This is a genomic window from Paenibacillus sabuli, from assembly GCF_014705605.1.
In the GTDB taxonomy this organism is placed as follows: domain Bacteria; phylum Bacillota; class Bacilli; order Paenibacillales; family Paenibacillaceae; genus Paenibacillus_D; species Paenibacillus_D sabuli.
Map to the genome: position 1 here is coordinate 1 of NZ_JACXIZ010000003.1, position 21940 is coordinate 21940.

At 59.6% G+C, this 21940-nt stretch carries 17 protein-coding genes; 10 read left to right on the forward strand and 7 right to left on the reverse strand.

Annotated elements, in window-relative coordinates; genetic code table 11:
* Window positions 1-59: 59 nt before the first annotated feature.
* Window positions 60-944 carry an ROK family protein gene (locus tag IDH44_RS00550; protein ID WP_190913689.1) on the forward strand — a complete coding sequence of 295 codons (885 nt, stop codon included), beginning with the start codon at window positions 60-62 and terminating at the stop codon, window positions 942-944.
* A gap of 863 nt (window positions 945-1807) precedes the next feature.
* Here the strand turns inward: IDH44_RS00550 and IDH44_RS00555 are convergent.
* Genes IDH44_RS00555 through IDH44_RS00565 form a run of 3 tightly spaced genes read right to left on the reverse strand, consistent with a single transcriptional unit; the run spans window position 1808 to window position 5051 of the window.
* The gene (locus tag IDH44_RS00555) at window positions 1808-2836 is read right to left on the reverse strand and encodes a 2,3-diaminopropionate biosynthesis protein SbnB (RefSeq protein WP_223869248.1); all 1029 of its coding nucleotides are present in this window, start codon (window positions 2834-2836) and stop codon (window positions 1808-1810) included.
* On the reverse strand, window positions 2811-3815 hold the full coding sequence (sbnA, locus tag IDH44_RS00560; protein ID WP_190913691.1) for a 2,3-diaminopropionate biosynthesis protein SbnA: 1005 nt from the start codon (window positions 3813-3815) through the stop codon (window positions 2811-2813). Before sbnA ends, IDH44_RS00555 begins: the two co-directional genes overlap by 26 nt.
* A 15-nt stretch (window positions 3816-3830) precedes the next feature.
* Window positions 3831-5051 carry a phenylacetate--CoA ligase family protein gene (locus IDH44_RS00565; RefSeq protein ID WP_190913693.1) on the reverse strand — a complete coding sequence of 407 codons (1221 nt, stop codon included), beginning with the start codon at window positions 5049-5051 and terminating at the stop codon, window positions 3831-3833.
* A 150-nt stretch (window positions 5052-5201) separates the two neighbouring features.
* Here IDH44_RS00565 and IDH44_RS00570 point away from each other — a divergent pair, with 150 nt between their 5' ends.
* On the forward strand, window positions 5202-5984 hold the full coding sequence (locus IDH44_RS00570) for a YheC/YheD family protein (protein WP_190913695.1): 783 nt from the start codon (window positions 5202-5204) through the stop codon (window positions 5982-5984).
* A gap of 203 nt (window positions 5985-6187) precedes the next feature.
* Here the strand turns inward: IDH44_RS00570 and IDH44_RS00575 are convergent, their stop codons facing one another.
* A complete protein-coding gene (locus IDH44_RS00575) occupies window positions 6188-6664 on the reverse strand; it encodes a C40 family peptidase (protein WP_190913697.1) in 477 nt (158 codons plus the stop codon).
* Window positions 6665-6930: 266 nt separating this feature from the next.
* Window positions 6931-7092, reverse strand: a complete 162-nt coding sequence (locus tag IDH44_RS00580; RefSeq protein ID WP_190913699.1) for a hypothetical protein — start codon at window positions 7090-7092, stop codon at window positions 6931-6933.
* 116 nt (window positions 7093-7208) lie between these two features.
* Here IDH44_RS00580 and IDH44_RS00585 point away from each other — a divergent pair, with 116 nt between their 5' ends.
* Both IDH44_RS00585 and melA read left to right on the forward strand, forming a co-directional pair.
* Window positions 7209-8609, forward strand: a complete 1401-nt coding sequence (locus IDH44_RS00585; protein WP_190913701.1) for an MFS transporter — start codon at window positions 7209-7211, stop codon at window positions 8607-8609.
* Between the two features lie 117 nt (window positions 8610-8726).
* Complete coding sequence (gene melA / locus IDH44_RS00590) at window positions 8727-10229, forward strand: alpha-glucosidase/alpha-galactosidase (protein WP_190913703.1); 1503 nt, start codon at window positions 8727-8729, stop codon at window positions 10227-10229.
* Window positions 10230-10425: 196 nt separating this feature from the next.
* Here melA and IDH44_RS00595 read toward each other — a convergent pair whose 3' ends face one another.
* Both IDH44_RS00595 and IDH44_RS00600 read right to left on the reverse strand, forming a co-directional pair.
* Entirely contained in the window at window positions 10426-11307 is an 882-nt protein-coding gene (locus tag IDH44_RS00595; RefSeq protein WP_190913705.1) for a sugar phosphate isomerase/epimerase family protein, read from the reverse strand.
* Window positions 11308-11346: 39 nt separating this feature from the next.
* Complete coding sequence (locus IDH44_RS00600; protein ID WP_190913707.1) at window positions 11347-12408, reverse strand: Gfo/Idh/MocA family protein; 1062 nt, start codon at window positions 12406-12408, stop codon at window positions 11347-11349.
* A 188-nt stretch (window positions 12409-12596) separates the two neighbouring features.
* Here IDH44_RS00600 and IDH44_RS00605 point away from each other — a divergent pair, with 188 nt between their 5' ends.
* The 6 genes from IDH44_RS00605 (at window position 12597) to IDH44_RS00630 (ending at window position 21868) form a co-directional block, all read left to right on the forward strand.
* Entirely contained in the window at window positions 12597-13460 is an 864-nt protein-coding gene (locus IDH44_RS00605; RefSeq protein WP_190913709.1) for an AraC family transcriptional regulator, read from the forward strand.
* 170 nt (window positions 13461-13630) lie between these two features.
* The gene (gene groES / locus IDH44_RS00610; protein ID WP_190913710.1) at window positions 13631-13912 is read left to right on the forward strand and encodes a co-chaperone GroES; all 282 of its coding nucleotides are present in this window, start codon (window positions 13631-13633) and stop codon (window positions 13910-13912) included.
* Between the two features lie 82 nt (window positions 13913-13994).
* Window positions 13995-15623, forward strand: a complete 1629-nt coding sequence (gene groL, locus IDH44_RS00615) for a chaperonin GroEL (protein ID WP_190913712.1) — start codon at window positions 13995-13997, stop codon at window positions 15621-15623.
* Window positions 15624-15973: 350 nt separating this feature from the next.
* The gene (locus IDH44_RS00620; protein ID WP_190913714.1) at window positions 15974-16216 is read left to right on the forward strand and encodes a hypothetical protein; all 243 of its coding nucleotides are present in this window, start codon (window positions 15974-15976) and stop codon (window positions 16214-16216) included.
* A gap of 515 nt (window positions 16217-16731) precedes the next feature.
* The gene (locus IDH44_RS00625) at window positions 16732-17397 is read left to right on the forward strand and encodes a class D sortase (RefSeq protein ID WP_190913716.1); all 666 of its coding nucleotides are present in this window, start codon (window positions 16732-16734) and stop codon (window positions 17395-17397) included.
* A gap of 22 nt (window positions 17398-17419) precedes the next feature.
* Window positions 17420-21868 carry a collagen binding domain-containing protein gene (locus IDH44_RS00630; RefSeq protein ID WP_190913718.1) on the forward strand — a complete coding sequence of 1483 codons (4449 nt, stop codon included), beginning with the start codon at window positions 17420-17422 and terminating at the stop codon, window positions 21866-21868.
* Window positions 21869-21940 lie beyond the last annotated feature (72 nt).

Genomic DNA, 21940 nt, shown 5'->3' on the forward strand with positions numbered 1-21940 from the left:
TTACAATAAGAAGCAAGCCTATGGGCAGAGATTATGACGAGGTTGGAGGAGAACATACAATGCGTATTGGCGCAATTGAAGCGGGCGGGACGAAGTTCGTGTGCGGCATCGGGAATGAACAGGGGACGATTCTGGAGCGGGTGAGCTTCCCGACTGAAGGGCCGGAGGAGACGCTGGCTCAGGTGATCGCCTTTTTTAAGGACAAGGAAGTGGAGGCGATCGGCATCGGCACGTTCGGGCCGATCGATATCGATCCGTCGAGCCCGACGTATGGGCACGTCACGACGACGCCGAAGCCAGGCTGGACCGGCTATGATTTTCTCGGCTCGATGAAGGCGGCGCTGCCCTTGCCGTACGGCTGGGATACGGACGTGAATGCAGCCGCTTATGGCGAGGCAACATGGGGCGCTGCGCAGGGGCTGGACAGCTGTGTCTATTATACGGTGGGTACGGGGATTGGCATGGGGGCGTACAGCGAGGGCAAGCTGGTGCACGGGCTCGTCCATCCTGAGGCCGGGCATGTGCTCGTTCGCCGGCACCCCGAGGACACATACGAAGGCTTCTGTCCATATCATGCTGATTGTCTGGAAGGACTGGCAGCCGGACCGGCCATCGAGAAGCGCTGGGAACGCAAGGGCGTAGACCTGCCGCCGGAGCATGAGGCGTGGCGGCTGGAGGCGTACTATCTGGCGCAGGCGGCAATGACGTCGATCTTACTGCTCTCGCCGCGCAAGGTTATTTTTGGCGGCGGCGTGATGAAGCAGCCGCAATTGTTCCCGCTGCTGCGCCAAGAGGTGCTGCGCCTATTGAACGGCTATGTCAGCGCCGAGGCGGTGCTCTCGGGGATCGACAGCTATATCGTCCCTCCTGGGCTCGGCGATAATGCCGGCCTGTGCGGCGCGCTGGCACTGGGCATCGATGCGGCCAATCAAGCTGCGGACTAAGGACGAAGCAAGATGTGCCGCAAGGCAATAAGCGTGAGCCATACAAATTTCTAGGTTCGACCCAAAACACGGGCGGTGGCCGCATCACTTGGGATGCGAGTCGATTCGAAGAAACGCAAATCAGGCAGGTTCTCAACAGGAGAGCCTGCCTGATTCAGGATGAAAAGGCGAAACCTATGTGCCACATGTAATATTCACATCCCGCCGTATAGCCTCACATATTGCGCTTATTTCTGCTGATGGAGCAAATCTCGCCGTGTAGCCTCACATATTGCGCTTATTTCAGCTAATGGAGCAAATCTCGCCGTGTAGCCTCACATATTGCGCTTATTTCTGCTAATGGGGCAAATGTCGCCGTGTAGCCTCACATATTGCGCTTATTTCAGCTGATGGGGCAAATGTCGCCGTGTAGCCTCACATATTGCGCTTATTTCAGCTAATGGAGCAAATGTCGCCGTGTAGCCTCACATATTGCGCTTATTTCTGCTGATGGAGCAAATCTCGCCGTGTAGCCTCACATATTGCGCTTATTTCAGCTGATGGGGCAAATGTCGCCGTGTAGCCTCACATATTGCGCTTATTTCTGCTGATGGAGCAAATCTCGCCGTGCAACCACACATATTGCGCTTATTTCTGCTGATGGGCCGAATACGGTACTCGTGGCAAGCTTCTGAGCATCAGCGAGGAATTCGCAATCAGGCCCCCCCCGCTCAGGCCCCTCCGCTCAGCTCACCCCGCTCAAGACGCCCTGCTAAGGACGCCCACCCTCATCTCCATCTCCATCTCCATCTCCATCTCCATCTCCATCTCCATCTCCATCAACATCAACATCAACATCAACATCAACATCAACATCAACATGATCATCCTTGATCCGCATCCCCAAGGCAATAGCCGATGCCGCGCGCTTGCGCTTGGCCGACCCAGTACGCGGCGGTCGCGATGTCGAAGGCGGCCATGCCCATGGGGCAGAACAGTACGGGCGCATCGGGAGCGAAGGCCGCCAGCGCATCGCGACACACGACATCGGCGAGCGAGCGCGTCTGCTCCTTGCGCAGGCCGCGCTGATGGTGAAGCAGCTCGATATCGGTATTCTCCCGGCATACCTCATCCCAATCATCGACGACAATCGCTTCGACCCGCTCCAGCGCGCTTGCCGCGTAGTCGCGCAGCGACACGTCCAGCAGCAGGCTGCCCGGCTGCGGCGGGCGATCGATGTAGCGCCGCTCGCTTACGGTGCAGGTGAGAATCACGTTGCAGTCGGCATAGAGCGCTTCCCAGCTCTGCGCCAACCGTGTGCGGTCGCGCAGCGCTGCGGACCCGGCGAGCAGCGGATCATGCGGCGCGGCACCTCGCATGTCGTCCAGCGCCGCATCGCGAGTGTCATAGATCTGCACCTCTGCAAGGTGCTTGCCCAGGATGCGGCTGCACATCGCATAGTGCAGCCGGCCGATCGGGCCGAAGCCGATAATGCCGATCCGCAGCGGACATGCAGCAGGGCGCGACTGGACATAGCTGCGCAGCAGGACGCCGCTGACTGCCGCCGTGCGAGCGGCGCTGGGCAGCGAGGCGTTGAGGATCGCCCGTGGAGCGCCCGTGGCGGCCTCGTTGAGCACGACGACGCTATGGGCGCGCGGCAGGCCGAGGGAGCGATTGCCGGGGAAGCTGGCGATCCACTTCAGGCCGGCCGTCTGCACCGTTCCGCCGACATAAGCGGGCATCGCGATGATCCGGTTAGCCGCTTCGCCGTAGCGCAGATAAGGCTTGATGGGCTGTGCGTAATCGCCGCTGTCCGTGATTCGTATCGTACCCGCGATGCAGTCCAGCAGCGCCTCCCAGTCCAGCCCGATCGCTTGGAGATGACGATCATTCAGATACAGCATCGTTCGCATCCTTCACGCCGCCGCGCGTGTCCAGCGCCGATTCGCCGAGGTGCCGCGCGACCCAGTCCTCGTCGTACAGCGTATCCAGATAACGCTCGCCCCGGTCGTGCAGAATGAGGGCGCAGACGGTACCGTCTGGCAGGCGCGGCAGCAGGTCGCCGAGCGCGTGCACGACCGCTCCCGAGGATGGACCGGCGAGGATCGCCTCGCGCTGCACGAGCCTGCGGCAGCCGGCGACCATATCCGCCTCGCGGACGAGTACCGCCTCATCGGCGAAGTGCGTCTGGCCGAAGGGCGGTACGATGCCGGCGCCCAGTCCGGGGAATAGCCGGCGGCCCTTGTCGCCGCCGAGAATGACGCTGCCCACTGCATCGACCGCGACGATCCGGGTGGCGAGCCCATGCGTCCGCACGTAGGAGGCGCATCCGAGCAACGTGCCGCATGTGCTGACACCGCCGAGCACATAGTCGACCTTGCCGAGCGCGTCAGCGATCTCCCGCATCGTGCCGTTTTTGTGCGCCAGGTAATTGTTCGCATTCTCGTATTGATTGGGCCAGAAGCTTCCGGGTATGGCGGCCAGCAGCGCTTTGACCCGTGCGAGCCGGGCCGGCAGGTACTCGCCGGTGGCGGGGTCCGGCTCCTCCACACGTTCGATCTCGGCGCCATACGCGCGCATGATCCGAATGTTTTGCGGTGTCGTTTTGGGATCGACGACGCTGATGAAGCGCATGTCCAGCCGCGAGCAGATGGCCGCCAGGCTGATGGCCATATTGCCCGAGCTGGATTCGACGACGACCGATCCGGGGCCGATCAGGCCCTGCTCGCGGGCGGCTGCGAGGATGCGGGCCGCGGAGCGGTCCTTGGTGCTGCCGCACGGATTGAGCATTTCGAGCTTGGCATAGACGGCGATGCCGCGCGTGTTGGCGAACAGCCGCGAGAGCCTCACGAGCGGGGTGTTGCCGATATAGGCCAGCCAATCTTCCGCCATGACGGCAATCGCCTCCTAGCGATACAGTTTTTTGGATTTGACCGCGCCGCGTCCCCAGGGCTCGTCGTCCGCAGCGGGGAGGACTTCGATCCGCTCCAGCATGCCGTTGTCGATCATCTGCCCGATCGCTTCGATGCGATGCTCGACGGCGTCTCGGACGTCCTCCAGCAGCTCAGGGGCGAGCATGGCGCTGCGGATGCGAAGGATCAGCCGGTTGTCCCGTACACCGACGCGCAGCGCGGCGTCGGGTACGAGGGTGTGCACGACGTTCTCGATATCGTACAGACTGATCTTCTCGCCATGCTTGAACTCGTGGCCGATGCGCTTGGACAGACAGGAGAAGATCTGACGCGGCTTGCCGTCCAGCTCGATCCGGCGCAGCCCGCGCACGACGTCGTAGGTGACATAGCGGACGACGGGGAACAGCCGGCGCTCCAGCGAGGTTAGCACGAGCACGCCCTCGCCTGGCTCGAGCGGCTCGTAGCGCGGGTCCAGCAGCTCGGCGGGCACAGTCTCGGCGTATAGACCGTCGGCGAGCACATACGCACCGCATGCATGCGAATAAGCGGCGATCGCCCCGACCTCGATCGAGCCGTACGTGTCGAGGATCGCCTCCTCCGGCAGTCCGAAGCGAACGGCCATATTGACCTGCCAGGCAGGCGATGCGAGCTCGCCGACGAGGATCATGCCGCAGAGGCCGAGCAGCTCCGGTCGCAGCGTCTGGCGTGCGATCGCCTCCAGGATCGAGGGCATCGTATACAACAGATCTGGCCGGAACGCGTGCAGCTGCGCAAGATGCGTCTCAATCGGGAGCGCGAAGGAAACGGTCTGCGTCTGCATCCCCATCTCGGCGAAGATCGCTTCGGCCGTCGCGGCGGCGTGCCCGGTGCCGACATCGATGAAGGCACGTCGGGTCTGCAGGCCGTTGGCGCTGAGCCAATCACGGTAGCTGGCGGCTTTGGCTGCGCGATAATGCGCCTCGTCGCCGTGGGAATAATAGATCGCTTTGCGCACGCCGGTCGAGGTGCCGGAGGTGCGATAGACGTGCAATCCGGGATCGGTGCGCGCAGCCTGCCCGTAGTAGCAGCGCTCCAGCCGCTCCGCGGTCAGGAGCGGCAGCTCGGCCAGAGACGCGGCCTCGGGCTGGACATGCTGTTCCGCTATCAAGCGCTCGTAGCCGGGATGAAGCTCGATCAGGCGCTGCAGATGCAGGCGCAGGGCCGAAGGGTCGATCATATGCCGGATGCCTCCTCGTGACGATGACGCTATGCTGCAGCATATGGGAAAACAGGTGCGGGTGTGACGACAGCGGCCTACCACCATTGTGTCAATTCCGGCGTATGCTGTAGCAAGCGTAACTCAGCCACGACAGAGGAGGAATGGCGAATGGCTCGCAGCATCATCGACAAGTGGACGAAGACCGCGCTCATGCGCAGAGACAAGAAGCTGGCTCGCCATATGCCGTCTACGGCATTGGCGGGCAAGGAGGCGCTGCGGCGTATGCTGCGGCGGCATGGCATGGTCTATGTGAAGCCGACGCGGGGCTCGCAGGGACGTGGTGTCATGCGGCTCGAGCGACTCGGCGGAGGACGCGGCTACCGTTATCAGCTGGGGGAGAGGCGGCGCAGCTTTGCCACGTATGAGCTGGCCTATGCATCGATCCGCCGGGCTATGGCCGGCAAGCGCCATATTGTGCAGAAGGGCATTCGCTTGCTTCGGCATCGCGGACGGGCCTTTGACATCCGGCTCATGCTGCAGCGCTCCCCGCGCGGCGGCTTTGTCTCGACAGGCAAGCTCGCGCGCGTGGCGCACCCGCGCAAAATTGTCACCAACGGCAGTCAGGGCGGATCGATCTATGGAACGGACCACGTGTTGCGCAGGCATGCCGGTCCCCGGAGACGACAGGCGCTCTATCGCCGGATGGACGATCTGGCGCAGCGCGCGACCCGGCTTCTGCGCCGCGCCGCGCCGCAGATCAACGAGCTCGGCATGGATTACGCAGTCGACGGCCAGCTGAAGCCCTGGATCCTGGAGGTCAACACCCGGCCCGATGCGAGCCCGTTTACACTGTTAGCCGACCAGCGTATGATCGGACGGATCGTTCGGTACGGCAGGGGATATGGACGCACGTACAAGCTGGTCTGCAAGAAAGCCAAGCAGGGCGTATAATTTTTTTTGGAAAAAAGGCAACCTTTTTCCGGGCTGCGCCGTCTTAATAAGTAAGGAAGACGGGAAAATAAAAAGCGCCGCATGGCTGCGGCGCTTCGAGGAATCGTAGTGGAAAGAAAAATAATCTGAAAATTTCATTTTCTCTGTTTCAATCCGGGAGGGACAGGGTAAGAATGAATAAGCAAGGACGAGGGTGGGCCGCTCTAAAGGACGCGACGAGCCGTGACGTACTTGTTTTTCCAATACGAAGAATTAATGTTGGCAAACGAAATGCCTTTGCTAGAAGAAGCATGAAGCATCTTGTTGTCGCCAGCGTAGATGCCGACATGGCTGATGCTATTTCCGCTCGTATTAAAGAAAACCAAATCTCCGACGCTCAAACTGCCGCGTGCGACCTTTTGCCCGGTTTTGGCTTGAGCGCGGGAAGATCGTGACAATTTGACGTCGTATTGTTTGAATACATATTGGGTAAAGGAAGAACAGTCGAAGGCATATGTAACTCCGCTTGGAGCACCGTACTTATAGGAAACACCGAGATATTCTTTTCCGGTTTCAATCAGATTAAGCGACTCTTCCGTTGCAGCCGAGGCCTTTGGGGCAATCGCCATAGTCAATGACGAAAATCCGATGGCGGCGCACAAGCTCACACTAACCAGTTTTTTCACAATGCTGTTTCGCATGCTCTATGTTGTCCCTCCATTTTTATCGATATCAGTACTTCCAGAAACAACTATACCATATCTTAAAATCGCTGTTTTTGCAGGATGAGAGAGAATGTGCGCTAGGGCTAAAGAATGAGAAGGTTTATTAAAAAACGATGAGAATTCTCTCATATTTGCAACTTTTTTATGAGAAGACGCAAAGAACCGCGAACCGTAGCGCTTTCCGGGCTCCGATTCGCGGTTCTTTGCTCCAAAAATGACCGTATCCTTCCGATTCGCAAGGCCTATAAATGCTTTTGGTTTACCCGCTCATTGCGGACCATTTGCTCTAATTTTTCAACCAGCTTCTGGTGCTCCGGCGGCTTTTTTTTCATGCCGAACATGGCGCGCCGTTTCTCCCGCTGCAGCAGCTCGAGCAAATATTGCTTTTCCTTGAGCGTAAACACCCGATTTCCCACCTCCGCTTTGCCGCGAACGCTTTTCCTTCATTGTACGGCATCTGCGACATTTGCGAAACCGTTATGCTAGAATATAAAAAACAAAATGGATAGGAGTCCTCTTCGTGATTACACATTCTGAGCCGTTACCCGCGGCGCAAGGCCTGTCCAAACCGGAAAAGCGCAAAATTATTGCCCTGCTCTGCACGGTCCTGCTTTTTTCCGTTATGAACAGCACGATGTTTATGATAGCCGTACCCGAGATTGCCGCTTATTTTGTTCTGACCCCGTCCCAGGTCAGCTGGGTTGTGACGGGGTATATTATTTTGTACGGCATCGGCGCGCTCATCTACGGCAAGCTGGCCGATCTTTATCCGTTCCGTTCGCTCTTGACGGTCGGACTGCTGTTGTTTGCGGCCGGTTCGGCGGTCGGATTTTTTGCCGATCATTTCATGATGGTCGTCGCAGCCCGCATGATTCAGGCGACAGGCGCGGCGGCGGTGCCGGCGATGGCCTTTATCGCGCCTGCGCGTTATTTTCCGGATGAAAAAGGCAAGGTGCTCGGCATCGCCTCCTCGACCATGGCCTTTGCCTCGGGCGTCGGCCCGGTCATCGGCGGCTTTGTCTCGGGGGCGTATGGCTGGCCGTACCTGTTTTTGATCTCCTCGCTTGTCGTATTTACGATTCCGTTCTTCCGAATGTGGTTGCCGCGCGAAGCGCCCAAGCCGGGGCGGGTCGATTTTTTCGGTGCGCTGCTGCTGGCCGTGTCGATCGGCGCTTTTATTCTCATGATCACAACCTTTCTGTGGTGGTTGCTTCCGGTCAGCCTTGTATTTGCCTGGCTATTCTACCTTCGCACGCGTAGGGCAGCGCATCCGTTCGTCAGCCTGGATCTGTTTCGCAACGCCAGCTTTCGCAGCGCGATTCTGACCGGATTTTTAGGCATGCTGACACTGTTCAGCATCATGTTCGTCATGCCGCTCTATTTGGCCGAATTCAAGTCGCTCAGCACGACGATGGTCGGCCTGGTCATGTTCCCCGGCGCGATGAGCTCGGCGCTGATCGGGCGCTCCGCGGGCGCGATGACCGATCGCAGAGGCAGTCTGCCGGTCGTCTATATTGCCTTCGGACTGATGTGCGCAGGCTTTCTGCTGACCTCTACGTTTATCGGGGCGCACGTAGCGGCCATCAGCGCCGTGTTGATCCTGTGCATGGTTTCGTTCCCGTTCTTTCAGGCCTCGACGGCGAGTCTGGTCTCGACGACGCTGCCGGCCGACCAGATCGGCGTCGGCATGGGCATTTATAATTTGTGCAATTTTATGGCAGGGGCGTTTGGCGGGGCGATTATCGGACGAATTCTCGACTTTGGCTTGCGCGGCGCGCCGTTCAATCCGTTCAGCTTTGCCGAGGGCGGCGAGTCGGTGTACAGCAATCTGTTCCTCGGCATCACGGCGCTGACGGTGCTTAATGCAATTATTTTCTATTTCAGGTTCGGCCGCGACCGCGCGTCATCGCCCGGAGGTTAGGATTTTAGACAATTTTTCGGCCAAGAAGTCACGAATTTGATCACGCTTCATCTCGCGCTCCTGCTACAATGTGGGCATACAGGCAGCGGACGCTGACCGATAAGGGAGATGAGGAAATTGTCATTTAGAGTAGCTTTTATCGGTGCGGGAAGCATCGGCTTTACGCGTGGCATTATGCGCGATTTGCTGGCGGTGCCGGAGTTCGCCGGCATCGAGGTCGCGTTCACCGATATCAACGCGCATAATCTCGAGATGGTCACGCAGTTGTGCCAACGCGACATTGATGCGAACGGGCTGGATATCCGCATTCAGGCGACCACCGACCGGCGCGAAGCGCTGAAGGGCGCGAAGTATGTGCTATGTACGATTCGTGTCGGCGGACTGGACGCCTTTGCGACGGATATCGATATCCCGCTCAAGTACGGCGTCGACCAGTGCGTCGGCGACACGCTGAGCGCCGGCGGGATCATGTACGGCCAGCGCGGAATCGCCGCGATGCTGGACATCTGCAAGGATATTCGCGAGGTAGCGGCACAGGATGTGCTGCTCCTGAATTATGCCAATCCGATGGCGATGATGACCTGGGCCTGCAATCGCTACGGCGGAGTGCGCACGGTCGGGCTCTGTCACGGCGTCCAGCACGGGCATCGTCAGATTGCGGAGGTACTCGGACTGGAGCAGCGTGAGGTGGACATCGTCTGCGCGGGCATCAACCACCAGACCTGGTACGTGCAGATCCGCCACGAGGGCGAGGATCTGACCGGCCGGTTGCTGGAGGCATTCGAGCGCCACCCGGACTTTAGCCGGACCGAGAAGGTGCGGATCGACATGCTGCGCCGCTTCGGCTATTACAGCACCGAGTCCAACGGCCATCTGAGCGAATACGTGCCCTGGTACCGCAAGCGTCCCGAGGAGATCGGGGACTGGATCGATATGGGCAGCTGGATCAACGGCGAGACCGGGGGATACCTCCGCGTATGCACGGAGGGGCGGACCTGGTTCGAGACCGATTTTCCGAATTGGATGAAGGAAGAGCCCAAGCTGTTCCGTGCCGAGGATCGGGGAATCGAGCACGGGTCCTATATTATCGAGGGTCTGGAGACCGGACGGGTGTATCGCGGTCACTTCAACACGGTCAACAACGGCGTCATCGCCAATCTGCCGGACGACGCGATCATCGAAGCGCCGGGCTATGTCGACCGCAACGGCATCTCGATGCCGCATGTCGGCGAGCTGCCGCTCGGGCCGGCCGCGGTGTGCAATGTGAGCATCTCCGTGCAGCGGCTCGCGGTCGAAGCGGCTGTGCGCGGCGACGACCAGTTGCTGCGGCAGGCGTTCATGATGGACCCGCTCGTCGGCGCAGTGTGCAACCCGCGCGAGATCTGGCAGATGGTCGACGAGATGCTCGTCGCAGGCGAGCCGTGGCTGCCGCAATACGGCTCCGCGATTGCGGAGGCCACGGCGCGCCTGGCGAGCGGCAATCTGCTGCCGACGCGCGACTACGAGGGCGCTGCCCGCAAGCGGATCAAGACGACGGAGGAGATGCGCCTGGACCGGGAGGCGGCCAGCAAGAACGCCGGAGCGTCGGACAAGGGCGAGGATCGCGCGGTCAAGCGGTAACGAGCTTCGCCATCGACCGAGCGGGAGTGGGTAAGACACGCGATCAAGCTAGCTGTCAGAGCAACACAAAGGGGCCTCCCGGGCATTGACGCGCCGGAGAGGCCTTTTGGGCTGTCGTATGCTCGCCTGTCGCAGGTCTGCAAGCGCTCGTCTGTCATCGCGTCGCTCGTTCGGCGAACAGGCGGAAGCCAGGGGCTTATTTGTAACGCTTGATGAATTCGACCGCTCTGCGGATGTCGATCTCGGGCTGCGTGCCGACCTCGCGCTCAATCGTCAGATAGCCGGTATACCCGATCTGCTGCACGGCTGCGAAGTATGCGTCAAAATCGACGCCGCCTTCGCCGAGGGGCACCTCCTGGAAGGCCGCGCCGGACGTCGCCATTTCGGCAATTTCGGCATGATCGAGCCCCTTGCCGCCGTAGCCGAGGAAGCCGTATACGTCGCGCGGGTCGATCGGGCGGAGCTGCTTGCCGTCCTTGACATGCGTGTGCACAATATAGTCCTTGAGCGTGATGAGGCCTTGCACCGGATCGTCGCCGGTGACCATGACCATATTGGCCGGGTCGAAGTTGACCGATACGCCGTTGGTGCTCAGCGTATCGAGGAATGCCTTGAGATGCGAGGCGCGCTCCGGGCCGGTCTCGATGGCGAAGTAGGCGTTCATGCTCTTGGCATAGCGTCCGAGCTCGTCGCACGCTTTTTGCATGGCGTCGTAGATCGGTCCGTTCTTGTCGTCCGGCACGATGCCGATATGGGTGGTGACGATGCTCGTGCCGAGCTCGACGGCCAGGTCGAGGATGCGCTTGGACTTCTCGACCTTGGCGGCGTTGGCGGCGCCGTCCTGGAAGCCGTGACCGCCCAGATCGCCGCACAGCGCGGCGATGTCGAGGCCGAGGTCGTCGATATACGCCCGCAGCTCGAGGCGTTTGTCCGGCGTCAGCGCCGCCGGATCCATCTCGCCGTCGACGGCATAGATTTGCACCCCGTCCGCGCCGACCTCCTGAGCCTTTTTCAACCCTTCCTTGACGCCGACGCCAAAGCTGTCGACGATGACACCGATTTTATTGGTGAGCTTCATGCTTGTCGTCCTCCTTCGTTTGAATGTTGCAGTGTATCGTTAGTCCAGCCGGATTTCTTTGCCGGAGGCGGCCGACTCATAGATAGCGGCGAGCATTTTGGTCACTTCGACGCCGTCCTGAACCGGGCTGCGCGTCTCGTGCAATCCCTGGCAGCATTCGGCGAAATGCGCGGTCTCGGCGTAGAAGGCCTGCTCGAAGTTGAAGGTCAGGTCGTCGATCTGCGGCGTCAGGTTGAGCATCGTATTGTGCCGCTCGCCGACAATGGCGAGCTCGGGCTCGACCTCGGCGCCGCCCTTGTCGCCGTAGAGCTTGATCGCCATTTCGTCCTGCTTGGCATGCAGCGTGAAGCTGACGTCCAGCATGAGCGAGGCGCCGTTCTCGAAGCGAATCAGCGCGTTGGCCAGATCCTCGACGTCGTTTTTGGCGGCGTCGTAATCGGCGGCTTTGTAGAAGGTCTTGTTCTGAATATGGCTGCGGTTGCCCAGCTTGCGGTACGTATTGCCGCTGACGGATACCGCCTTCGGGCGGCCCATCAGGTACCAGAGCAGATCGATCACATGCACGCCCAGATCGATCAGCGGCCCGCCGCCCGAGCGCGACAGGTCGGAGAACCAGCCGCCCGGATTGCCAAGCCGGCGCAGGCAGGAGGCTTTGGCATAGTAGATATCGCCGAGCTCGCCGGCGGCGATGAAGCGGTGCAGCACCTCCGTATTGGTGGCGAAGCGGCGTACGAAGCCGACCTGCAGCAGCTTGCCGGTGCGCTTGACCGCTTCCTCGACCTTCAGCGCGTCTTCTACGGTCCTGCACAGCGGCTTTTCGCAGAGTACGTTTTTGCCGGCCTCGAGCGCGGCGATGCTGATCTCGGCATGCGAGTCGTTCCAGGTGCAGACACTGACCGCCTCGATATCGGCGTTGGCGAGCAGGCTCTGGTGATCCGTGTAGACGCTCGGGATGCCGTACTGCTCGGCGGCTTGCCGCGCGCGCGCTTCGTTGCGGTCGCAGACGGCGACCAGCTCGACGTTCGGGTTTTTGGCATATGCGCTCAGATGGGCGCCGGAGATCGAGCCGGCTCCGATGACGCCGATTTTGACTTTGCTCATGTAGGGATTCTCCTTTTGGGAAGGTGTGTTTTCCTTACACTATAGCACCTGGGGCGTGCCGGATGAATGCTCGGCATGTCTAATTTCATGGATTATATGCTCATTCGCCCGCAATGCGGTATAATGAACATGACATCGATTAGGCACGTGCCGACATCCGCATGACCTACAGTACGGGAGTGAGCAGCATGGCGATTTTGAGCGATCCGAGCATTAGCGCGTATCCGATCCGACTATACAATCAGCCGGGCAGCGACGCCCCCGTCAGCGCCCGGCTGCCGAGCCTGCAGTTGGTCAACGCCGGGCATCTGCCCGGCCGCACCCTGCAGCGCAGGGCGGCGCGCTTTTCCCGCTGGGCTTGCGTCTATATTACCGGCGGCAGCGGCTACTATCAAGTCGACGACGGACCGCTGCAGCCGGTCGAGGCCGGATCGCTGTTCTGGCTCCATCCGGAGGCGGTCTTTCATTACGGCCCCTGGGAGGGCGCCTATTGGGACGAGTATTATTTTACGTTCGAGGGGACGCGCATTCACGAATGGCTGGCCAACTGGGCGCTGCAGCCGCTCGCGGTCACGGCCGTCGGCCTCGACGAGGCGCGGTTCGGACGGATGGAGCTGATGTTCCGGCTGATCGACAGCGGCATGCGCTACAATCTGGACCGGGCCGCGCTGCTGCTGGAGCAGTTCGTCTACGAACTGGTGCATCAGGTGACGGACGAGGGCGTGCGAGGGCAGGGCGAGCGCGCGCACCAGATCGTCGAGGATCTGAATTATTGCATCTACGAGGCGATCGACGCCCGGGGGTTCGCCGCCCGCCATCATATCTCGGTGTCGACGCTGCGGCGCATTGTGCACGCGCACACGGGCTATCCGTTCAACGAATACCTGCACCGGCTCAAGACTGCCGAGGCCAAGTCGCTGCTGCGCGGCACGAGCGACAGCGTCAAGACGATCAGCGGCAGGCTGGGCTACAAGGACGTGTATTATTTTTCCCGGCTGTTCAAAAAGTACACCGGCGTCTCCCCGAAGTTTTTTCGTCAGTTCGATTATTAAGGAAGCGACGAAGCTTTCATAAGGGTCGACTTATAAAAAAATCGTAAAATCCCGGGCAAAGCACTTGAAATGTCTCGGCAAAATGAGTATTATAAAAATGGTTATTAGCACTAAACGCCAACGAGTGCTAATAAAACGAAGGAACCCATTTCAAAAGGAGGCTATTTTTCATGATCAGACCTTTAGGTGAACGCGTATTGATCGAACCGATCGCGAAGGAGGAGACGACGGCGAGCGGCATCGTGCTGCCTGACACCGCCAAGGAAAAGCCGCAAGAAGGCAAGGTTGTGGCTGTCGGTAAAGGTACGCAGAAGGACGGTGTCTTCACGGCGCTGGAAGTCAAAGAAGGCGATCGTGTCATTTTCTCCAAATACGCAGGCACGGAAATCAAGTACGAAGGCGTAGAGTATTTGATTATGAAAGAAAGCGACATTCACGCGATCTTGGACTAGGCTCGCGTAGAACCAACATAGATGAAGCCAGGCTAGCGGTACATGTGCAGGACGATTCATATTATGAGGAGGTCATTAACGAATGGCAAAGGATATTAAGTTCAGTGAAGACGCTCGCCGTGCTATGCTGCGCGGGGTAGATGCGCTCGCAAACGCCGTAAAAGTCACGCTCGGACCGAAAGGCCGCAACGTCGTGCTGGAGAAAAAATTCGGCAGCCCGCTGATCACCAATGACGGCGTGTCGATCGCCAAGGAAATCGAGCTCGAGGACGCATTCGAAAACATGGGCGCGCAGCTCGTCAAAGAAGTCGCGACCAAAACGAACGACGTAGCCGGCGACGGCACGACGACGGCAACCGTGCTGGCGCAAGCGATGATCCGCGAAGGCCTGAAAAACGTCACGGCCGGCGCAAACCCGATGGTCATCCGCAAAGGCATCGAAAAAGCGGTCAACGCTGCAGTGGAAGAGCTGAAGCAAATTGCGAAGCCGATCGAAGGCAAGCAATCGATCGCCCAAGTCGCGGCCATCTCCGCGTCGGACGATGAAGTCGGCCAACTGATCGCGGAAGCGATGGAAAAAGTCGGCAACGACGGCGTCATCACCGTCGAAGAGTCCAAGGGCTTCGTAACCGAGCTCGAGGTCGTGGAAGGCATGCAGTTCGACCGCGGCTACGTCTCGGCCTACATGGTCACCGACACGGACAAAATGGAAGCGGTGCTGGACGATCCGTACATCCTGATCACTGACAAAAAAATCACGAACATCCAGGAAATCCTGCCTGTGCTGGAGAAAGTCGTACAATCCGGCAAGCAGCTGCTGATCATCGCCGAGGACATCGAAGGCGAAGCGATGGCGACCCTGGTCGTCAACAAGCTGCGCGGCACGTTCACCTGCGTCGGCGTTAAAGCGCCGGGCTTCGGCGATCGCCGCAAAGCGATGCTGCAGGATCTGGCGGCGCTGACGGGCGGTCAAGTGATCACAGAAGAGCTCGGCCTGGACCTGAAATCGACGACGCTGGAGCAGCTCGGCTCGGCGCGTCAAATCCGCGTCACGAAAGAAAACACGATCGTGGTCGACGGCAGCGGCGATTCCGCCGACATCGTCGCACGCGTCAACCAAATTAAAGCGCAGCTCGAGGAAACGACCTCCGAGTTCGACCGCGAGAAGCTCCAAGAGCGTCTGGCGAAGCTGGCCGGCGGCGTAGCCGTCATCAAGGTCGGCGCGGCAACGGAAACCGAGCTCAAAGAGCGCAAGCTGCGCATCGAAGACGCCCTGAACTCCACGCGCGCTGCCGTGGAAGAAGGCATCGTCTCCGGCGGCGGCACGGCCCTCGTGAACGTCTACAAGGCGGTAGCAGGCGTCCAAGGCAACGGCGACGAGCAAACGGGCGTCAACATCGTCCTGCGCGCGCTGGAAGAGCCGGTACGCACGATCTCCGCGAATGCGGGCCAAGAAGGCTCGGTCATCGTAGAGCGCCTCAAAGGCGAAGCGGTCGGCATCGGCTATAACGCCGCTAGCGGCGAATGGGTCAACATGTTCGACGCCGGCATCGTCGATCCGGCGAAGGTTACCCGCTCCGCGCTGCAAAACGCAGCTTCCGTTGCGGCTATGTTCCTGACGACCGAAGCGGTTGTCGCCGACAAGCCGGAGCCGGAAAAAGCCCCTGCCCCTGACATGGGTGGCATGGGCGGCATGGGCGGCATGATGTAAGTCGCTCCCCACAGACCCTTATATACCAAGGAAAACGGGACCTTTCGGGGTCCCGTTTCTTGTGAAAAGTCACTTAAAAGTCACATTCTCTACGGTAGGGCTAAAGAGTGTCACCCCAGATCTCTATATATCAGACACACTTTCCTTAGAGATGACTGAGGTCAAATCTAATTCTGCTTCATATGAATACATCCTTCGCTGTGTATTTGATTCGTTTTGGGAAACCAATCAAATCACATATCGAAGGATTTTTCAACTTCTTTGATTCTCTGCCGTTCCCTGCTATCATTCTCCTATGTTTTCGCCACTTTGCTCTGTTATATTGGCAGCCGAACAAACTGCAAGATGCGATGAATCCGCGCAACGGATTCGAAGTGGCGGACCTGATCGCACGGGGAATCGACGAATCGGACGGTGAATTCCATTACGCGTATATCTCCGGGGATTTGACGAAGGGCTACCGGCATACCTTCGATGCCGACAATCCCGATCGGGCGGAGAAGGTCACACGCTCGATGGTGACGATGCCGACTGATCGGACTGACCATCCCATGGCATTTTTTTGTATTCGACCGGATTCGAGCGACGGATGACTAGCAAGAAGAATGGGCTTCGCAACATCGTGGCGGCATTCGACTATGAAGACGCGAGTAATTATGCTTATGTTCTGCTGAGCGAAGATGCGGCCGAGAGCGGCGTCTACAAGCTTGAGAACGGCGTCGCGTTGACGAAGCGCGGGCCCGGACGAGCGCGAGGTGCGCGAGGCATTCGTAAGTGCGATTGTGACAGGGTAGCTTGCTTGGCCGCATGGACACACGGCCGTTCTCGTCTTGTTCGACGACGGGAACGGCTATTTTTATAACATCCCGCGCCGAACTGCAAGCAAGTGCGACAAAGCGGCTCTCCCGAATCGGGGGAGCCGCTTTTGTGCATCGTAATTGTCTAAAACGATCCTCCTCGCGCCGTCGCATGCTGCTTTCGGTGTTGTAGAGGTTCTGTATAGGTGGTTGATTTACGATGTGGAATGGCCTAAGCCTGACGTTGCAGCGAGGAAGGGAGGAACTCGAGAATTCACCATTTTTATAGCAAAAGACGATGGCTGGCCGGTATGTCCTCCAGAAGGGCCGTGGCCGTTCTGCTCGCGATTGGTGCGATTGTGCTGATTGCATATCCCTGGATCGAACGCGAGCAGCAGCGGCGGCAGCAAGCGCAGATTCTGGGAGCATGGGAGCAGGCGCAAGCGGAGCTGCAGGCGACCCAAGCTGCCGCAGTGCGCACGGGCCTCGACCGCACACGGCCCGCGCCGGAGCCTGCTGACTCGACGATCGTTGCCGAACCAGGCGACCGGTTCGAGCTGCCCTCGCATGTGAAGGGCATCGAGGTGAAGGGCGTGCTGCGGATCGACAAGATCGATCTGAAGGAGCCGCTGCTTGAGGGCACCTCCAAAATGGCATTAAAGCTCGGAATCGGCACGGTCGTCAGCGGCCGGAAGCCGGGCGAAATCGGCAATTACGCGCTGGCCGGACACCGCAGCTGGACGTACGATCATCAATTCAATCGCCTGGATGAACTGGACATCGGCGATGAGATTGTGGTGCAGACCGCCGCCGACACCTTTACGTACGCGATTCACGCCATATCCATTGTGACGCCAGACGAGGTGTCTGTCCTGGACGAACAGAACGGGAAGGCGGAAATCACGCTCATCACGTGCGAGCCCTTGTACAAGGCCACTCATCGCCTGATTGTAAAAGGCGAATTAAAAAGCACTTGATTCTAGTTAAGAGGGAGATTGTATGCGTCGACATTTTACATGGATTTCAAAACTATTGTTGTTCAGCCTGGTGCTCCAGGTGCTGCTGCCCATGTCGTGGGCCGGCAAGCTGGCCTATGCAGACGATAGTCTGCCGTCCGTCCCCGGCGCCGTCTATGTTCACGACGGCAATGCCATTTTGACGAATGCAGAGTTAAGCATGGAGGACGAGTACGGCGAGCCGGTGGCGGCTGCGGACAAGGCCTCCATTATTGCCGTAAAGTATGAGTTTGCACTCCCGAACGGGCACAGCTACGGGGACAAGCATGCCTTTGTGTTCGACGTTCCGGAGGAATTGGACATCTACGAGGCGATCACTGACGAGAAGATTCTGTTCGCCGGTCAGGAAATGGGGACGTTCTCCGTATCGATGGACGGTCAGGTCTCGATCCTGTTCAACAGCTTCATCGAAACGCACTCGAATATCAGCGGCTCGTTGGAGGTGCTCTCGCAAATCCGTGAGGATGTCGTAGTGACCGAGGACCGCGTCGTCACAGTCACGCCAATCGAAGGTCAGGCCTCCAAGCAGATTCCGCTGCGCTTCGACTACAGCGGCAACACCATCGATAAGCGGGGCGTTCCCGACCGCGGGTACAACGCTGCGCAGATCGAGTGGGAGATCGACTTCAACAAGGCCATGGACGAGATCGCCAATGCCCGATTGAGCGATCCGATTCCGTCCGGTCAGCAGCTGGTGCCGGACTCGATCAAGCTGTACGAGCTGATTTCGCGGCTCGACGGCAGCGTCGAGCTGGGAGCTGAAGTGAGCGGGCCGGCGATCGGCACGACCGATGAAGGCGAGGATTTCGCGATTGCACTTGGCGATATCAAGCGTGCGTACCGGGTGGTATTTGCGACCGAGCTCACGGACGGAGACGCGACGTCGTATCCGAACGAGGCCTTCCTCTCCGGAGACGGCTATCCCGAGGTGCGAGCCGCCGCCACAGTGGCCGTCGCGCGCGGCAAGGCGCTGGAGAAGCGCTCGACGGGCTACGATCAGCCGACGCAAACGATCGAGTGGGAGATTCGCTACAATTACAACGAGAAGCACATCAACCAGGTGGACGCGCTGCTCCGCGACCTGTTCAACGACTCGCAGGAGCTGTACGGCGGAATCCAGGTCGAGCGCGTGACGATTGATGTGTACGGCCACGAAGCGGGCACGAGCCTGGTCGCCCCGTCGGTATACGACGTGTCGCCGATCAGCGAAGCGGGACGCAGCGGCTTCGAGCTGCAGTTCCTGAGCGATCTTGATGCGGCATACAAGATCAAGTACCAGACCCGCGCGGTCAATCGTGTGTACGACAATACGACCATCACGAACGAAGTGCGGACGGATACAATTGATTCCGTCGCTGCGCAGCGCGGGATTCAGCAAGGCATTCTGACCAAGCGAAGCACCGGCGCGAATTACAAGACGAAGGTCGCGAGCTGGGAGATTGTATTGAATCGCGACGGCTATCCGATGGACGATGTGATGCTCACCGATGTTTTTGAGAATGACGGTCTGACGCTCTTGGAGGAGACGGTCGTCGTGACGGACGACAGCGGGACGCTGCAGCGGGACACGGACTATACGCTGACCGCAGAAGTGGACGGCTTCGAGCTGGCCTTCCTGTCGCAGATCACAGGTCGCGTGCTCATCAAATACGATACCGTCTTCGATTATGCAGCACGCGACACCGTCACTTATCCGAACGAGAATGGCTTCCGCAATCTCGTCACGATGGACTGGGTGGACGAGACGCTGACCGCGCGGTCGAAGTCGGCGCGAGAGACCTTCACCCCGGACACCTATACACGCGCCAACGGCTTCAAGGGCGGCTCGTATAATGCCCAGACCAAGGAAATCACCTGGGAAATCGGGGTCAATTATAACCTGATGGATCTGGCCGATGCGCAGGTGCTCGACTACATGCTCGGGAATCAGCGCCTGATCGACGGCTCGCTGCGCGTCTACGAGCTGGATCTGACCGGTGGCGAGAACGGCACCGGCGACGGCGACGAGCTGACGCTCGGTGAGGACTACGACCTCGAAGCAGTGACCGGCGGCAACGGCGAGCCCGGCTTCCGGGTCACGCTCGGCGAGATCGATAAGGCGTATCTGATCACGTATCGGACCAGCCTGGACGGCGAGCTGATTGTGGACGAATATGACAACACGGCCATTCTGTACGACGGTCCCGTCGAGCAGGCCGAGCTGGAGGCCCGAGTGGGCATCACGCACGGAGGAGAGTACGTCGACAAGTCGGGCGTACAAAGTGGCAAATTGATCGACTGGAAGGTCGAGATCAACTACGGTCAATCGACAATTACCAACGTCAAGCTGATTGATACGCCTTCGAGCAACCAGATGGTGCTGGAAAGCGCGTTTCATTTGTTCGCGACGGACGTGTCGGCGAGCGGAGCGGTAGCCAAGGGAGCCGAGCTGGTGCGGGATGTGGATTACACCCTGGCGCTCTCGGAGACGGGCTTCGAACTGGCATTTGCCAATCCGATCGACACCCCGTATATCCTGGAATATCAATCGCTCATCCTGGCCAAGGTCGGCGACGATGTAGAGAATCAGGTGACGCTTGCCGGAGACGGCATCACCGTCGAGGCGGTGAGCAACCAGGAGATCATCCGCGTCAAGCGCACGACCGGCTGGGGCGAAGGCGAGGGCGAGCTGGGCAGCCTCGTCGTCACGAAGGTCGACGCCGACACGAGCGCTCCGCTCGCGGGCGCCGAGTTCACGCTGGAGGATGCCTATTCGGGTACAGTCATTGCCGTGAAAGAAACGGAAGGCGATGGCACCGCCAGCTTCGGCCCGCTCCTGTACGGGGACTATATCCTGAAAGAAAGCGGGGCGCCGGAAGGCTATGTCGTCGGGATCGCCAACCAGATGACGGTAACCGTCGATCAGGATCCGACGGAGCTGACTGTGACCAACGAAAAGATTCGGCAGGCCGTGCGTCTGGTCAAGCACGATGCGGCTGATAACAATGTACGCTTGCCGGGCGCCGAGCTGGAGCTGCAAAAGCTCGAAGGCATGGACTATGTGACCGTGAGCACGCATACGACGAACAGTCAGGGCGAAGTGGTGCTGAACGAGCTGGAGGCGGGCACGTACCGCTTCGTGGAAGTGCAAGCGCCGGAGTATTATTTGCTTGACGGCACGCCAGTTCCATTCGTCATCGTGCAGGACCAGACCGAGATGGTCGAGGTGCAAAAAGCCAATACGCGCGGTACGGGCTCCATCATCGTCGAAAAAGTAGATGCCGATCAAAGGGATCTGCTGCTCGGCGGGGCCGAGTTCAAGCTCTACGATGCGTCGAACGCGGAAGTGGCCTCTGTCACCAGCAGCGCCTATCTGCCGCTGGAAATGACGAATCTGCCCTATGGCCGCTATGTGCTGCGCGAAGTGAAAGCGCCGGAAGGCTACCTGCTGAGCGCGGATGAGAGCGAGCTGGAGCTCACGCTCGTTCAGCCGTCGCTGACGCAGCAGATTGCCAATCAAAAGCTGGACCGATCCGTCCGGCTGCTGAAGGTCGATGCCGAAGATGCAGGGAAATCGCTGGCGGGCGCACAGTTCAAGCTGCTGGTCCAGCCAGCGGGGGCGACGGACTACATCGACTGGCCGGGAGGCGAGTGGCTGACGACGGACCAGAGCGGCGAGCTCGTGCTGGCCGACCTGGAGCCGGGGCATTACCAATTCATTGAGATCGCAGCGCCGGAAGGCTACAAGCTGGACGCCAAGCCGATCGAATTCGAGATCGCGAGCGACCAGACAGCAAGCATCGAGCTGACATTCTCGAATGAGGCTGTTGAAGATGTAGAAGAGCCGGGAACAGACGACCCTGGAACGGATGATCCAGGCACGGATGATCCAGGCACGGATGACCCGGGCGCGGATGACCCTGGAACGGATGATCCAGGCACGGATGATCCAGGCACGGATGATCCAGGCACGGATGACCCGGGCGCGGATGACCCTGGAACGGATGATCCAGGCACGGATGATCCAGGCACGGATGACCCGGGCACAGATGATCCGGGCACGGATGATCCAGGCACGGATGATCCAGGCACAGATAATCCGGGCACGGACTCGCCTGCGAGCGAGGAGTCGAATACGGAGCAGCCCGGGGACGACGGAGCATCTCCTCAACCGAGCGGTCCCGATGCCGAGCCGGGCCCCGGGGACTCCGGTGCGGACGCGCCGGGGATCGGGACAGAAGACGAGACCGGCGTCGATCCGAATGCCGCAGACGACCTGGGTGTGGACGGAGCCTTGCCGGAATCGGGCGAGGACAACCGCGGAGATGGGCAAGTCGCTCCGCTGCTTCCCAAGACCGGGGAGGCCTTCCCGGTCGCTCCGATTGTGGGCGGTGCGTTGCTGCTTGTTGCCGCGTATCTCTTCTTTTCCAGACGCCCCGCCGTCAAAAAGTAGGGCGAATCCATTCTACTAAGGTAGGCATGAAACCAAAAACAAGCTTCGGGCAGCGAGCCCGAAGCTTGTTTT